Genomic DNA, 13341 nt, shown 5'->3' with positions numbered 1-13341 from the left:
CGCCAGGGGACGGGGGGACCCGGCGTCAGGTGGGACGGGAACGGCGGAAGGGGAGCGGAGCCCGGGGCTCACGCCTCCCATGGAACCTGGGGCCGCCGGGGATGACACCCCGGGGGCGCGGCGCTTCAGGCGCGGGGCCGGGCCTCGGGACGGACGGCCTCGGGCGGCGCCTCCGCCCGGCTCAGCCCAAAGGCCTCCGCCAGCAGCTCGTACGAGCGCATGCGGGCGCGGTGGTCGTGGCAGATGGTGGTGAGAATCAGCTCTTCCGTCTGGAAGTCCTCCGCCATGGCCAGCAGCCGCGCCTTCACCTGGGACGGGTCTCCGCAGACGACGCGCTGGCGGTCGAACTCGAGCACCGCCAGGTCCTCGGGCGTGTACGGATACGCCTCCGCCTCCTCGATGGAGGGGATGGGCTCCTCGTTGCGCCCCTTGCGGGTGTTCACCGTCAGCAGGTCGCTGCTGCGCGCGATTCGCCGCGCCTCCGCTTCCGTGCGTCCACAGATGACGTACACGCTGACCGCCGAGCGGGGCGCGGACTGCACGTGCGAGCCCTGGAACTTCTCGCGGTAGCCGCGCGTCACCGGCGCGCCGTTCACCGGGTTGAAGAAGTGCGCGAAGCAGAAGGAGATGCCCAGCCGCGCCGCCAGCAGCGAGCTCTGCTCACCCGACCCCAGCGCCCACAGCTGCGGCATGCCCGGCGCCATGGTCTTGAGCCCCAGCCCCTTCAGCCCCTCCGTCGCGGGCGTCGTGCCGGACAGGAACGCGATGAGGTCCTCCAGCTTCTGGGGGAAGGCCTCCGGGTTCACCGGCCCGCCATACGCCAGCGCCTTCGCCACCAGATCCGAGCTGCCCGACGCGCGCCCGATGCCCAGGTCGATGCGGCCCGGATGCAGCGTCTCCAGCAGCCGGAAGACCTCCGCCACCTTGAAGGGGCTGTAGTTCGTCAGCAGCACGCCGCCCGTGCCCACCCGGATGCGCGAGGTCGCCGACGCGACGTGCGACACCATCACCTCCGGCGCCACCCCCGCGAAGTGCCCTGAGCCGTGATGCTCCGCGACCCAGTACCGGTGATACCCCCACTGCTCGGCCGCACGGGCCAGCTCCAGGGTGTTCTGGAACGCTTCACGCGGACTGCCGCCGCGAACGACGATGGAGTGGTCGAGCACGCTGAGCTTCACGGTGGATTTTCCTCTTGGGGTCGGGTCCCCAGAGCCTGCGTGGCGGATGACAAACGCGCAGGACAGCAATTCTTCACGTCAATTCGAAACTAGCTGAAGCCTGATAAACATGGCAATTCCAGTATAAATGGAACTGACGACAACATGCGTCATGAATGATGTGACGCGTCTCAATGCTTCGCGGTGTGATGTGTTTCTTCCGCGATGACGAGCGCGCACATGGTGGCGCCCTGGCGTGTGTTCACGATGCCGGTGCCCCGGCCCGCCGGGTTCATGCGGACCATGGTTCCACCGTAGAGGTCGCCAAAGACGAAGGGACCCCAGATGAGGTTGTGGGGCCCCACGCCGCCGTCCGCGCGCAGGTAGTGGTAGGGCTGGGACTCCACCCGCTCCTGGAGCACCCAACCGCCGGAGTCGAGCGCCGAGCGGATGGCCTCGTCCCACTCGGCGGCGGGCGTGGCCCAGCCCATGCGCACGGACTTGCCCGCGTAGTCGCGGCCCGCCTTGAGGACCAGCTCCTCCCGCCGGCTGGAGGCCAGGTCCGGCAGCCACACCTTCTCGCCGCCGCGCGTCGTGTGCGCGCGCTCCAGCTTGCGCGACCACGGGATGTGCAGGCGGATCAGCTCGCGCTCCGCGTCGCTCAGCAGCGGGGACTCCGCGTGCTCCGACAGCAGGGTGATGTTGCGCTTGTCGTCCAGGATCTCCTGGGCGGGGCCGTTGTAGAGGCACAGCGTGCGGGCGGCCAGCGCGGCCCGGGCGCGGGCGTCGAACTCCGGACCCGCGAGCTTGAGCCGGTCGCGCGCGTCATGCTCCAGCACGCCGTGCAGCCGCTTGCCGCGCAGGGTGAAGCGCTGCCCGTCCGCGTCCTGCACCTCGCTGTAGGTGCCGATGAGCACCTCGCCCTTCACGCCCGCGGGCTCCAGCACCTGCTGCAGGTGGTGGTTGAGCAGGATGGTGGCCATCTCGATGCCCACCGCGTCCGGCGTGTCGTTGTCGGGAAAGAGCACGCCCAGGTTGCACTCGTTCTCCCAGGGCACCACGCCGCGGCGCATGTCCTCCAGCAGGTGCTGGAAGAGGACGTGCAGGGTGTCCTGCGCATGCACCACCAGGCCGCGCTCCTTCGCGAAGCGCTGCAGCGCGGGCTGCTGCATCACCAGCTCCGCCTGGAGCGCCGTCTCCCAGCCGCCCAGGCCCGCGGTGAGGTTGAACTCCAGGCACTTCATGCCCGTGGCGGAATCAATGAAGTCCCCCCGGCTGATGGCGCCCCGCGCGTCGTCCGTGAGCGCCAGCGCCTCCAGCGCCACCCGGGCCCGCTCCAGCGGAAGGCCGTAGTACGCCGCCACGCGCGCTGCGTCCCCGCCGAACAGCCTCCGGGGCGCCCGCTTGATGAGCCGGCAGACGCCCAGCGACATCTCCTCCAGGAGCTTGCTGCGGCGCAGGTCGATGAGGGTGGGCCACCGATGCAGGTCGTAGTGCATCAGCGGGGACTCCTCGAACTTGTTGAACTTGTGCAGTGCGTAGAGCTCCGGCTCCCGCTCCGCGAAGTCCAGGAACGCCGCGAACGTGGGGGACAGCCCCGCATGCAGCGTCTTCAGTTCGGGGGAGAAGGTCGGAAGGGTGTTGGACTCGGGCCGCTGCTGCATGGATGCAATCCCCCTTTAGCGTCACGAGCGTGTAATGCAGTTCTCTCAGTATTTCAATTGTGTTACGTTCCGCGCCCCCGTTTGAGCTGTTGTGATTCACAACAGCCGTCTTCCAATTCCTGAGAGTGATTCGCGACCGATGAGCGCCGAGACACGACTGCCACGTCTGACGTACTTCCACGCCCGCGGTCTGGCGGAGAAGATCCACCTGCTGCTGGCGGAAGCGGGGGTCGCGTACGAGTACCGCGACCTGGGCGTCTATGACGCGAAGGCGAAGGTGAAGACGCCGGAGTTCGAAGCCCTCAAGGCCACGGGCATTCTTGCCTTTGACAAGGTTCCGCTGTGGGAGGAGCAGGATGGGTTCTGCGTGGTGCAGAGCCGCGCCATCCTGCGTCATGTGGCGCGCACGCGGGGCCTGTATGGCGTCAACGACCGGGAGGCGGCGGCGTGCGACATGATCATCGAGAGCGTCGAGGAGGTGTCCGCGCGCGCGCTGAGCCTCAGCTCCATGTCTCCGGACGAGCTGGGGGAGATGCTGCCGGTGGTGCTGGGCGAGGAGCTGCCGGTGTGGCTGCGCCTGTTCGAGCGGTTCCTCGCGCGCAACCACGGCGGCGAGGGCTTCTTCGTCGGGGAGAAGGTGAGCGTGGCGGACACGTGTGTCTTCGGCATGCTGGAGATGCTGGTGGACAATGGGCTGATGGAGGTCATCGAGGGCTATCCGCGGCTGCGCGCCTTCTTCACGCGCATGCAGCAGCGGCCCGGCATCGCGCGGTGGCTCGCGGATGCGAAGCGCTTCCCGCCCGTGCAGCTGCTCAACGGCTGACGGCCCTGACAGAGGGAGCACCGCCATGAACGTACGCCAGGCCATCCAACGCGCCCGGGACTGGGTCGCCGAGGAGTCCACCCGCATCCCCGGCTTCCACGGCGCCTTCCTGGCCGGAAGCCTCACGCACCTGCCGCCCGAAACGCCGCTGGAGTCCTGGCGGGACGTGGACGTGGTGGTGCTGACGACGGACCCCACCGCCGTGAAGGACGACCGGCTGGAGCTGGTCCACGAGGGCGTCATCCTGGAGTGCGGCGTGCTGGGGGATGAGCCGTTCCGCTCGGCGGAGGCCATCCTGAGCGCGCCGGAGCACGCGGACAACGTGGCCGCGGGCGTCATCCTCGCGGACCCCACGGGCGCGCTGGGCCGGCTGCACGGGACGGTGGCGGCGGAGTACGCGCGCCGCCGCTGGGTGCAGGCCCGGTGTGACAGCCGCAAGCAGCTGGTGGGCAAGCGCCTGGCGGCGGCGCGCAAGGCGCTGGCCGCCGGGGACCTGCCCGCGGTGCTGATGCACTTCTATGTCGGCACGGCGCTGATGATGGGGCTCACGTCGCTGTCCAACGCGCGGCCGCTCACCCTGCGGCGCTGCTTCATGCGCTCCGGGGAGCTGCTGGAGGCCCAGGGCCGCGCGGACCTGCACGAGGAGGCGCTGGCGCTCATCGGCACCGCGACGCTGACGCGCGAGGACACGGAGCGCTTCCTGTCCTACTTCGACCAGGCCTTCGAGCTGGCCACCCGCATCAAGCGCCAGCCGGTGCACTACGACTTCAAGTTCCGGGGCCACCTGCGGCCCTACTACGTGGACGGCACGCGGGAGATGATCGACGCGGGCCGGCACCGCGAGGCGACGTTCTGGATCATCGGCTACGCGTATCAGGCGTGGCTGGTGCTGCTGAGCGACGCGACGGAGGAAGAGCAGCAGCCGCACCTGGAGCGGCTGGTGGAACTCTTCCAGGCGTTGGACCTGCTGCCCACGAGCGACTGGGCACGGCGCCTGGACCGCTACGAGGCGCTGCTCCAGAAGTTCTCCGAGGCCGCGGACGCGCGCGTGCGCACCCACCCCGGCCTGCGTGACTGAGTTCCCGGCGCCGGCCCGGGTCGCACCGGCCGTCCGCCAGCCCCCTGACGCGAGGCCGGCCCCTGCCCGTGGAGCGGCCTCTTTGGACGACGACGGATGACGGTCTTCACGCTGCTGCTGCGCACCTCCCGCGGGCTCTTCGCGCTCGCGGTCCTGCTGGGCCTCATGTCCGGTGCGGCCAACGCCCGGCTCATCGCGCTCATCAACGACGCCATCGGCGGCAACGGCCCCGGGGGCACGTCCAGCGCGTGGCTGTTCGCGGGCGTGGTGGCGGTGGCGCTGGGCGCGCGCGTGGGCTCGCAGATGGTGCTGAGCCGGTTGAACTTCGGGATGCTGCACCGCCTGCGGGTGGACTTGAGCCGGCAGGCGCTGGGCTCACCGCTGCGGGGGCTGGAGCAGCTGGGCGAGCACCGGCTGATGGGCGTGCTGAAGGAGGACGCGTTCACCATCTCCCAGGCGCTGGTGCAGGTGCCCACCATGTTCATCAACATGGCGCTCATCTGCGGCTGCCTCGTGTACCTGGCGTGGCTGTCCGGGCGGACGTTCCTGGCGTTCTGCCTGGTGCTGGGTCTGGGGCTCGCGGGGCTGATGGTGCTCCAGTCCCGTTCGCGCGACAGCCTCCAGCAGGCGCGCAGCCGCATCGACGAGTTGTTCCGGCACTACCGGTCGCTGTGGGCAGGCATGAAGGAGCTGCGGCTGCACCGGCGGCGGGGCCAGGCCTTCCTGGAGGAGCAGCTGGGCCCCACGTCCGCCTTCATCCGCGACCAGCTCTTGCGCACCGCGGACGTCAACGCGGTGAGCGCGGCGCTGGCGTCGCTGCTCGTCTTCGCGCTCATCGGCCTGTTGCTGTACGCCTTCCCCGCGTTCGGCGCGCTCGAGCGCACCACCGTGGTGGGCTACGTGCTGGTGGTGCTGTACCTGCAGCCGCCGCTCGACTCCGTCATCAGCCTGCTGCAGTCCGTGATGCGCGCGGACGTGGCGGTGCGCAACGTGGAGCGCACGGGGATGGCGCTCGCGCAGGGCGTGGAGCCCGCCGGCACGGAGCGTCCGGAGCCACGCGCCTTCCAGCGGCTGACGCTCGACGGCGTCACGCACTCCTATCACCGCGAGGACGAGGACACGCGCTTCACGCTGGGGCCCCTGCACCTGGAGCTGGTGCAGGGCGAGGTGCTCTTCATCGTCGGGGGCAACGGCAGCGGCAAGACGACGCTGGCCAAGTTGCTCACCGGCCTGTACGTGCCGGAGGGCGGACGGGTGCTGCTGGACGGCGTGCCCGTCACCGACGCGGACCGCGCGCACTACCGTCAGCTCTTCTCCACGGTCTTCGCGGAGTTCCACCTCTTCGACAGCATGCTGGGCCTGTCGTCCCCGGCGCTGGCGGAGCGGGCGCGTGCGCTGCTCGTGCGGCTGAGGTTGGAGCGCAAGGTGACGTTGACGGACGGGCGGCTGTCCACGACGCAGCTGTCCACCGGGCAGCGCAAGCGGCTGGCGCTGCTCACCGCGTACCTGGAGGACCGGCCCGTCTACGTCTTCGATGAGTGGGCTGCGGACCAGGATCCGGTGTTCAAGGACGTCTTCTACCGGGAGCTGTTGCCGGAGCTGAAGGAGGCCGGCAAGGCCGTGGTGGTCATCTCCCACGACGACCGGTACTTCCACGGCGCGGACCGGCTGGTGCGGCTGGAGGACGGCCGCATCGTGACGCCGGCGTCCGAAGCCGCCCAACCGACGAGGAGCCTGTCATGACGTCCGCTTCGCCCGCAGGGACGACGCTCCAGGCCGTGGATGCGTCCCGCATTGATCCGGACGCGCTGGCCACCCTCCAGAAGCTGCACGCGCACGGCCACGTGGCGTACCTGGCGGGCGGGTGCGTGAGGGACCTGCTCGTGGGGCGCAGGCCCAAGGACTTTGACCTGGTGTCGAGCGCGTCCGCGCTCCAGGTCCGCGAGCTCTTTCCCCAGAGCGTCGCGTTCGGAGGCCGCCGGTTCCTGGTGGTCCAGCTGCGCCTGGGAGGCGGCAGGGTGCTGGAGGTCGCCACCTTCCGCGCGCATCCCGCGCACGATCATCCGGGGCCGGACGCGGTGATCATCCAGGACGAGGTGCTGGCGGACTACCTCCCGGAGCAGGGGACGCCCGAGCAGGACGCCCGCGCTCGAGACTTCACCGTCAACGGGCTCTTCTACGATGTGGTCCAGGGCCGCGTCCTGGATGCGACCGGCGGACAGCGCGACCTCCAGGCGAACCTGCTGCGCATCAACGGGACACCGGAGGAAGCGCCGGCGCGGCTGCGCAACGACCCTGGCATCATGCTCCGGGGCGCCCGGTTCGCCACGCGGCTGGGGATGGAGCTGGAGCCCTCCACCGCGGAGGCGATGGCAAGCTGTGGGGACGCGCTGGCCCGATGTTCGCGCTACCGCCTGTTGAGCGAGACCCTGCGGGGCGTAGGCGCCGGAACTGGCGCCCCGTTCCTGCGGCTGGTGCGGAAAATGGGCTGGCTGCCGCTGCTGCTGCCGCCCGTGGCCCGGTGGCTGGAGCAGGGGAGCGGGGCTCGGGAGCGGCGCCTCCTGGCCCACGTGGATGCCGTGGACCGTCAGGTGCGCGCCACGGGGCAGCCCTTCAACCAGCTGGCACTGGCCACCGCGCTGTTGCTGCCGGTCGCCACGCCGGACGCGGGAGGACCCCCGGATCCAGCTGTCCTCGGGGCGGTGCTGGGCGAACTGGTGGAGGGGGAGCCGGAGCTAGCGCCCCTTCCGGCGCACGCGCGGGCCCTGACGGCCCTGGTGGGCCAGGTGGTGGCGTCCCCGGAGTCCGGGCCGCAGGGCCACCCGCTGTTGCCCGATGCCCGGCGGTTGGCCGCGCTCGTCGTTGAGGCGGGTACCGCCCAGGCCTGATTCCCGTCATGCCTGCCCGCCAGCCTGCCCCGCGCCCGGGGCGGCGCGTGCGCTGCGAAGCCGCTCGCCCGGCGTTAAGGGGAGGCCATGCCCCAACCGGTGAACGTCAACGCCCTGCTGCCCGTGGAGGTGGACTTCCAACGCGAGCGCGCCTCCGGGTTGCGCCGCTCCGGCGACAAGCTGGAAGACGCCCTCGTGCTGGTGGCCCAGGCGGAGAAGGAGCTGCGCGCCCTGAGCGGCCTGGCGCGCGTGGAGCGCTACGCGGCGTACCGCGCGCTCTGGAAGGAGGCGGAGCGGCTGCGCTGGAACCTCACCGTGCAGCGCGAGGCCTGCGGGCTGCGCAACCACCGCGACCTGGACCTCATCTACCCGCTGCCGCCCCTGCTCAAGGAGTGACGCGCGCTGTCCACCGCTTCACGGCGTGGCGCGCCACGCGGCCATGGCGAAGAGCACCCAGCCGGCGAGGAAGCCCAGGCCGCCCAGCGGCGTGATGGCGCCCAGCACGCGCACGCCGGACAGGGCCAGCGCGTACAGGCTGCCGGAGAACAGGACGATGCCCGCGAGCATCGCCCACCCCGCGGACGACAGCAGCGCGGAGGGGCGCACCGCGCCCAGCAGTCCCACCGCCACCAGCGCGAGCGCGTGGTACATGTGGTAGCGCGCCCCGGTTTCGAAGATGACCAGCAGGTCCTGGGGAAGCCGGGCCTTCAACGCATGGGCCCCGAAGGCCCCCGCCGCCACGGACAGGAAAGCGTTCACCGCGCCAACCACGAGCCACCAACGCATCATCGAGTGCCTTTCTTCGCGCGCTTGACTGCGGCACGCTACACCGCGCTTCACGGCAGCGTCCTGGTTGAACACGCACCCGCCCCAGCCGCGCCCCCTATCCGCGATGACGACTTCCCCTTCCTTCCAGCCGACCCCGTCGATCCCCTTCGAGCTGCGCCAGTCCCCCATCCAGGGCCAGGGCGCGTTCGCCACCCGCCGCATCCGCAAGGGCGCGCGCATCATCGAGTACATCGGTGAGCGCATCACCCAGGCGGAGGCGGACACCCGCTACGACGACGAGTCGATGGAGCGCCACCACACGTTCCTCTTCAACCTGGACGACGACACGGTGCTGGACGCGGGCACGATCCACAACGAGTCGCGCTACATCAACCACTCCTGCGAGCCCAACTGTCAGTCGCTCATCGACAAGGGCCACATCCACATCTACGCGCTGCGCGCCATCGAACCGGGGGAGGAGCTGACGTACGACTACGCGTACGAGCGCACCCCGGAGATGGACGCCGACGCCGAGTCGCTCTACGTCTGCCGCTGCGGCACGCCCTCCTGCCGGGGCACCATCCTCGCCCCGGAGAAGAAGGCCCCCGCGCGGCGCAAGAAGCCCGCGTCGAAGGCCAAGTCGACCTCCAAGGCGAAGTCCGCCTCGAAGTCCAAGTCGACGTCCAAGGCGAAGTCCGTCAGGAAGGCGAAGTCCGCGCCGCCGGCCCCCGCGAAGAAGAAGCGGAGCGCCCCGCGCACGAAGTCCCCCGGCCGCGGCCGCCGCGCCGCCAGCTGAAGGCCCAAACGGAGCGCGCAGGCTCCGGAGCCGGGCATTAGACTGGAGGCGTGAAAGACGTCCTGCGCTTCCTGCTCACCGAGGCCCCTGACTTTCCCGCGCTCGACTCCGTGGAGGCCTGGTGGCGCCGGCACCTCGCGGTGCTGCCTCGCTTCCCGGTGGCGGCGGACCTGGCGCTCGCCAGCGGCTTCCGGATGGACCGGGTGGGGTTCGCGTTCTCCTCCGGCTACCAGGCCGCGCTGCGCTCGCTCTTCCCCCAGCTCCCGGCGGACCGGCGCGCCGCGCTCTGCGCCACGGAGACCGGCGGCGGGCACCCGAGCGCCATCGAGACGAAGCTCACGCCGCACGGGTCCGGCTGGAAGCTCGACGGCGTGAAGACCTACGTCACGCTGGGCACGCACGCGGAGGTGCTGCTGGTGGTCGCCTCCGAGGGCCGCGACGCCCAGGAGCGCAACCGCCTGCGCATGGTGCGGCTGGACGCGAGGACGCCCGGCGTGACGGTGGAGCCGCTGCCGCCGCTGGGCTTCGTGCCGGAGGTGCCGCACGCGGCGCTGCGGCTGGACGGCGTGGAGCTGGCGGCGGAGGACGTGCTGCCCGGGGATGGCTACACCCGCTACCTCAAGCCGTTCCGCACGGTGGAGGACTGCCACGTCAACCTGGCGGTGCTGGGCTGGCTGGTGAAGGTGGCCCGCCGGTGCGGCTGGCCGGTGGCGCTGCGCGAGGAGCTGGTCGCCATCGCCGTCATGCTCCACGCGCTGGCGCTGGAGGACCCCAGCGACGCGGCCGTGCACGTGGCGCTGGGCGGCGCGCTCACGCAGCTGCACCGCGCGCTGGAGCGCTGCGAGGTGGCCTGGGAGGGCGTGGACGTGGAGATGCGCGAGCGGTGGCAGCGCGACCGGCGACTGCTCGACCTGGCCTCCAAGGTGCGCGCGAAGCGGCTGGAGGTCGCGCGGCAGCGGCTGGCCGGCGGCGCGGGCGACGACTGACGACGCGCTCCGCACTGACGGGCGCGGGCACACCTGCCTTCGCGGCCGCTTGCGTCCCAAAGCGAAGCCCGCGAGGGGAGGGGCTCGAAGCCTCCTCCACCGCGCGGGCTTGGGGGGGGCTACGGGGGCTTCAGTACCGGCCGCCGCCCAGCGCGGAGACGAGCGCGGACAGGACGCGGTTCTCCACGCCCCAGACGGCCTTGTTCATGCCCTTCACGCCCGCGCCGCGCATGTAGTCCGTGAAGTCGTGCAGGGCGGTGGAGCGCTGCATGCGCTCGGTGCTGGCGGCGTAGAGCAGCGGCGTGTTGGGCGCGCCGGTGAGGCCCAGGTCGGGACAGGCCTCCGACAGCGCCGCGCGGTCGATGCCCGTCACCGCGGACAGCATCGCCACCGTGAAGTGGTGCACCGGCAGCTCGCGCGCGTTGGGCACGCGCTCCAGCACCTTCGCGCGCGTCTCCGGGTCGGTGGCCAGCTTGTCCAGCGTCACCCGGGACATCTCCATAATCTGCTCGTTGGTGACGTGCTTGTTGTCCAGGATGGCCCGGTCGAACAGGCTCTGCGGCGTGTCACCCTTGATGGTGATGTTCACGTCGGACAGGCGCTGACGCATGGTCTGGATGGCGCGCCCCACCTCCGTGTTCGCGCCCCCGCGCCACGAGCCCGGCGTCGCCTGCACCGGCGCCGCCGTCGCGCGGGCGCGCGCCAGCTCCGCGCGGTTGAGCACGTCCGCGCGCGACGCCTGCGTGACCTGGTTGGCCCGGGCGGGCTGCGCGGCCGGCGCCTGCGTGCGGGACGGAGCGACGGAGGGGGCGGCGGGACGGTTGCGGATGGGCTGCGTCATGGAGGCACCTTCTACCCTGGATTTCGGAGTACCGGATTATCGCCGGGAGGGCAGGGGAGTTGCCTCTCTCGCGCCCTTGCGGCGCGTGCGTTCCGCCCCTGTCCCGGTATGGTGCGCGCCATGTCCCCGCGCCTCCCCACCCAGTTCGCTGACCTGCTCACCCCGAAGGGCCGCCGCATTCTCGAAGGCCGAGACTCCGAGACGTGTGGGGCACTCCTGGACCCCACGCGGCCCTTCATCGCGCTGCAGGGTGTCATCGACGTGAAGAAGGCGGCCGAGGCCCGGGACGTCCTGGACGCGGCGCTGCGTGACACGCTCGTCACGATGGAGGACCCCATCCCGGAGGACTCCATCTCCGGCATGGTGGAGAACTACACGGAGGCGCTGCCCAAGACGGTGCGCGTGCGCACGGCGCTCCTGGAGAGCCGGCGCTCGCGCTCGTGGCGCGCGGCGGAGGGCGTGGGGCTGGTGGCGCTGCTGCGCTCGGACACGTTCGCGGCCTTCTCGGCGGCGGTGAGCGGCCGGCCGCTCAAGCGGGGCTGGGGCATCCAGGTGCTCTGCTACGGGCCGGGCGACTACACGGGCCCGCACAACGACCACCACCCGGAGGAGGCGGACGCGCGCGACGGCTACGTGGACATGCACGTGAGCCTCACGATGCCCGCCGTGGACCACCAGTACCTCGTGTACGCGAAGGACGGGCACTTCTCCGAGCTGACGAAGGTCAGCACCGTGGGCGGCGTCACCGTGTACCGGCTGCCCTTCTGGCACTACACGACGCCGCTCGCCGCGAAGCCGTCCCAGGAGGACGCGGCGCGCCGCTGGGTGCTGCTGGGCACCTTCCTGGACGCGGCGCCCGGGACGCGCCCCTCCTCCACCATCCTGCCGGCGGGCGCCCCTCCGCCTGTCCGGACGGTGACAGTCGGACGTGGCACCGGGGCCGGACGGCGTTAGCGTGCCGGGCCCATGAGCCCGACCGACATCGACACGCAGGCCAACGACCTCCTCCAGTACATCGACGCGTCGCCCACGCCGTACCACGCCGTGCGCGAGACGGCCCGCCGCCTCACCGCCGCGGGCTTCCGCGAGCTGGACGAGCGCGAGTCCTGGTCGCTGAAGCCCGGCGACAAGGTCTTCGTCATCCGCGGCGACACGAGCATCGCCGCCTTCCAGCTGGGCACGAAGCCCGTGGACACCACCGGCTTCCGGCTGGTGGGCTCGCACACGGACTCGCCCAACCTGCGCCTCAAGCCAAACGCGCCCGTCAACCGCCACGGCTACCAGCAGCTCGGCGTGGAAATCTATGGCGGGGTGCTGCTGCACACGTGGACGGACCGCGACCTGTCGCTCGCGGGCCGCGTGGTGGCGCTGCACAACGGCCGCCCCCAGCACCACCTGGTGGACTTCCGCCGGCCGCTGCTGCGCGTGCCCAACCTGGCCATCCACCTGAACCGCGGCGTCAACACGGACGGCCTGAAGCTCAACCCGCAGGAGCACATGGTGCCGGTGCTGGGCCTGGAGAGCGCGGGCCCCGCGGAGCTGCGCGCGCTGCTGGTGGAGGAGCTGGGCCGCGCGGGCGTGAAGGCCGCCGCGGACGACCTCTTGGGCTACGACCTGTGCCTCTATGATTTGCAGCCGTCCACGCGCTCCGGCCTGCACGGGGAGTTCCTGCACGCGCCCCGCCTGGACAACCTGGCCAGCTGCCACACCGGGCTCACGGCGCTCCTGTCCGGTACGGACAAGCGCGAGGCCACGGTGGGCGTGGTGCTCTACGACCACGAGGAGTGCGGCAGCCGCAGCGCGCAGGGCGCCGCTTCGCCGTTCCTGAAGGACCTGCTGGAGCGCATCGTCCAGGGGCACTCGGACGGGCGCGCGGACGCGTTCCACCGCTCCATCCGCCGCTCGTTCCTGGTGAGCGCGGACATGGCGCACGCGGTGCACCCCAACTACTCCTCCATGCACGAGCCCAAGCACCAGCCGCAGCTGGGCGGCGGCCCGGTCATCAAGACCAACGTCAACCAGTCCTACGCGACGGACGGCGAGTCGTGGGCGCACTTCGCCGCGCTGTGCAAGGAGGCGGGCGTCACGCCCCAGCACTTCGTCACCCGCACGGACCTGGGCTGCGGCAGCACCATTGGCCCCATCACCGCCGGGCAGCTGGGCATCCGCACGGTGGACGTGGGCAACCCCATGCTGTCCATGCACTCCATCCGCGAGCTGGCCGCCGCGTCCGACGTGGCCCGCATGGTGGCGGTGCTGACGCGCTTCTTCGCCTGAGCCTCCGGGCCTGACGGCACAAAGGAAGAGGCGGGCCCGGTGGTGACACCGGACCCGCCTCGG

General features: G+C 71.2%; 13 protein-coding genes. 9 read left to right on the top strand and 4 right to left on the bottom strand.

The features are described 5' to 3' along the window. Positions 1–125: 125 nt before the first annotated feature. Together AABA78_RS03470 and AABA78_RS03465 are read right to left on the bottom strand one after the other, a co-directional pair. Positions 126–1178 (bottom strand): LLM class flavin-dependent oxidoreductase, encoded by a 1053-nt coding sequence (locus AABA78_RS03470; protein WP_338261607.1) that lies wholly within the window; start codon positions 1176–1178, stop codon positions 126–128. Positions 1179–1348: 170 nt separating this feature from the next. Further along, complete coding sequence (locus AABA78_RS03465; RefSeq protein ID WP_338261606.1) at positions 1349–2821, bottom strand: hypothetical protein; 1473 nt, start codon at positions 2819–2821, stop codon at positions 1349–1351. 139 nt (positions 2822–2960) lie between these two features. On the opposite strand from AABA78_RS03465, the gene AABA78_RS03460 reads away from it, so the two are divergent. The 5 genes from AABA78_RS03460 (at position 2961) to AABA78_RS03440 (ending at position 8006) form a co-directional block, all read left to right on the top strand. Continuing rightward, positions 2961–3644 carry a glutathione S-transferase family protein gene (locus AABA78_RS03460; RefSeq protein ID WP_338261605.1) on the top strand — a complete coding sequence of 228 codons (684 nt, stop codon included), beginning with the start codon at positions 2961–2963 and terminating at the stop codon, positions 3642–3644. Positions 3645–3669: 25 nt separating this feature from the next. Continuing rightward, positions 3670–4722, top strand: a complete 1053-nt coding sequence (locus tag AABA78_RS03455) for a hypothetical protein (protein WP_338261604.1) — start codon at positions 3670–3672, stop codon at positions 4720–4722. A gap of 96 nt (positions 4723–4818) precedes the next feature. Continuing rightward, on the top strand, positions 4819–6465 hold the full coding sequence (locus AABA78_RS03450; protein WP_338261603.1) for a cyclic peptide export ABC transporter: 1647 nt from the start codon (positions 4819–4821) through the stop codon (positions 6463–6465). Continuing rightward, on the top strand, positions 6462–7610 hold the full coding sequence (locus tag AABA78_RS03445) for a tRNA nucleotidyltransferase/poly(A) polymerase-related protein (protein WP_338261602.1): 1149 nt from the start codon (positions 6462–6464) through the stop codon (positions 7608–7610). Before AABA78_RS03450 ends, AABA78_RS03445 begins: the two co-directional genes overlap by 4 nt. An 87-nt stretch (positions 7611–7697) precedes the next feature. Continuing rightward, positions 7698–8006: a hypothetical protein gene (locus AABA78_RS03440; RefSeq protein ID WP_338261601.1), complete on the top strand. Its 309-nt coding sequence runs from the start codon at positions 7698–7700 to the stop codon at positions 8004–8006. A gap of 18 nt (positions 8007–8024) precedes the next feature. On the opposite strand, the gene AABA78_RS03435 is transcribed toward AABA78_RS03440, so the two are convergent. Then, positions 8025–8399 carry a DUF423 domain-containing protein gene (locus tag AABA78_RS03435; RefSeq protein ID WP_171412486.1) on the bottom strand — a complete coding sequence of 125 codons (375 nt, stop codon included), beginning with the start codon at positions 8397–8399 and terminating at the stop codon, positions 8025–8027. Positions 8400–8502: 103 nt separating this feature from the next. Here AABA78_RS03435 and AABA78_RS03430 point away from each other — a divergent pair, with 103 nt between their 5' ends. Both AABA78_RS03430 and AABA78_RS03425 read left to right on the top strand, forming a co-directional pair. Then, positions 8503–9174, top strand: coding sequence for an SET domain-containing protein (locus AABA78_RS03430; protein WP_338261600.1), 672 nt, complete (start codon positions 8503–8505; stop codon positions 9172–9174). 50 nt (positions 9175–9224) lie between these two features. Then, a complete protein-coding gene (locus tag AABA78_RS03425) occupies positions 9225–10160 on the top strand; it encodes an acyl-CoA dehydrogenase family protein (protein WP_338261599.1) in 936 nt (311 codons plus the stop codon). A gap of 130 nt (positions 10161–10290) precedes the next feature. Here AABA78_RS03425 and AABA78_RS03420 read toward each other — a convergent pair whose 3' ends face one another. After that, a complete protein-coding gene (locus AABA78_RS03420; RefSeq protein ID WP_338261598.1) occupies positions 10291–11001 on the bottom strand; it encodes a hypothetical protein in 711 nt (236 codons plus the stop codon). Between the two features lie 120 nt (positions 11002–11121). Here AABA78_RS03420 and AABA78_RS03415 point away from each other — a divergent pair, with 120 nt between their 5' ends. Both AABA78_RS03415 and AABA78_RS03410 read left to right on the top strand, forming a co-directional pair. Beyond that, the gene (locus tag AABA78_RS03415) at positions 11122–11955 is read left to right on the top strand and encodes a hypothetical protein (protein WP_338261597.1); all 834 of its coding nucleotides are present in this window, start codon (positions 11122–11124) and stop codon (positions 11953–11955) included. 12 nt (positions 11956–11967) lie between these two features. Continuing rightward, positions 11968–13278, top strand: a complete 1311-nt coding sequence (locus AABA78_RS03410; RefSeq protein WP_338261596.1) for a M18 family aminopeptidase — start codon at positions 11968–11970, stop codon at positions 13276–13278. The last annotated feature ends 63 nt before the right edge of the window (positions 13279–13341 follow it).

Source organism: Corallococcus caeni, assembly GCF_036245865.1.
GTDB classification, from domain to species: domain Bacteria; phylum Myxococcota; class Myxococcia; order Myxococcales; family Myxococcaceae; genus Corallococcus; species Corallococcus caeni.
The sequence above is the reverse complement of the archived record's forward strand: the minus strand, read 5'-3'. Positions and strand labels throughout refer to the sequence as shown.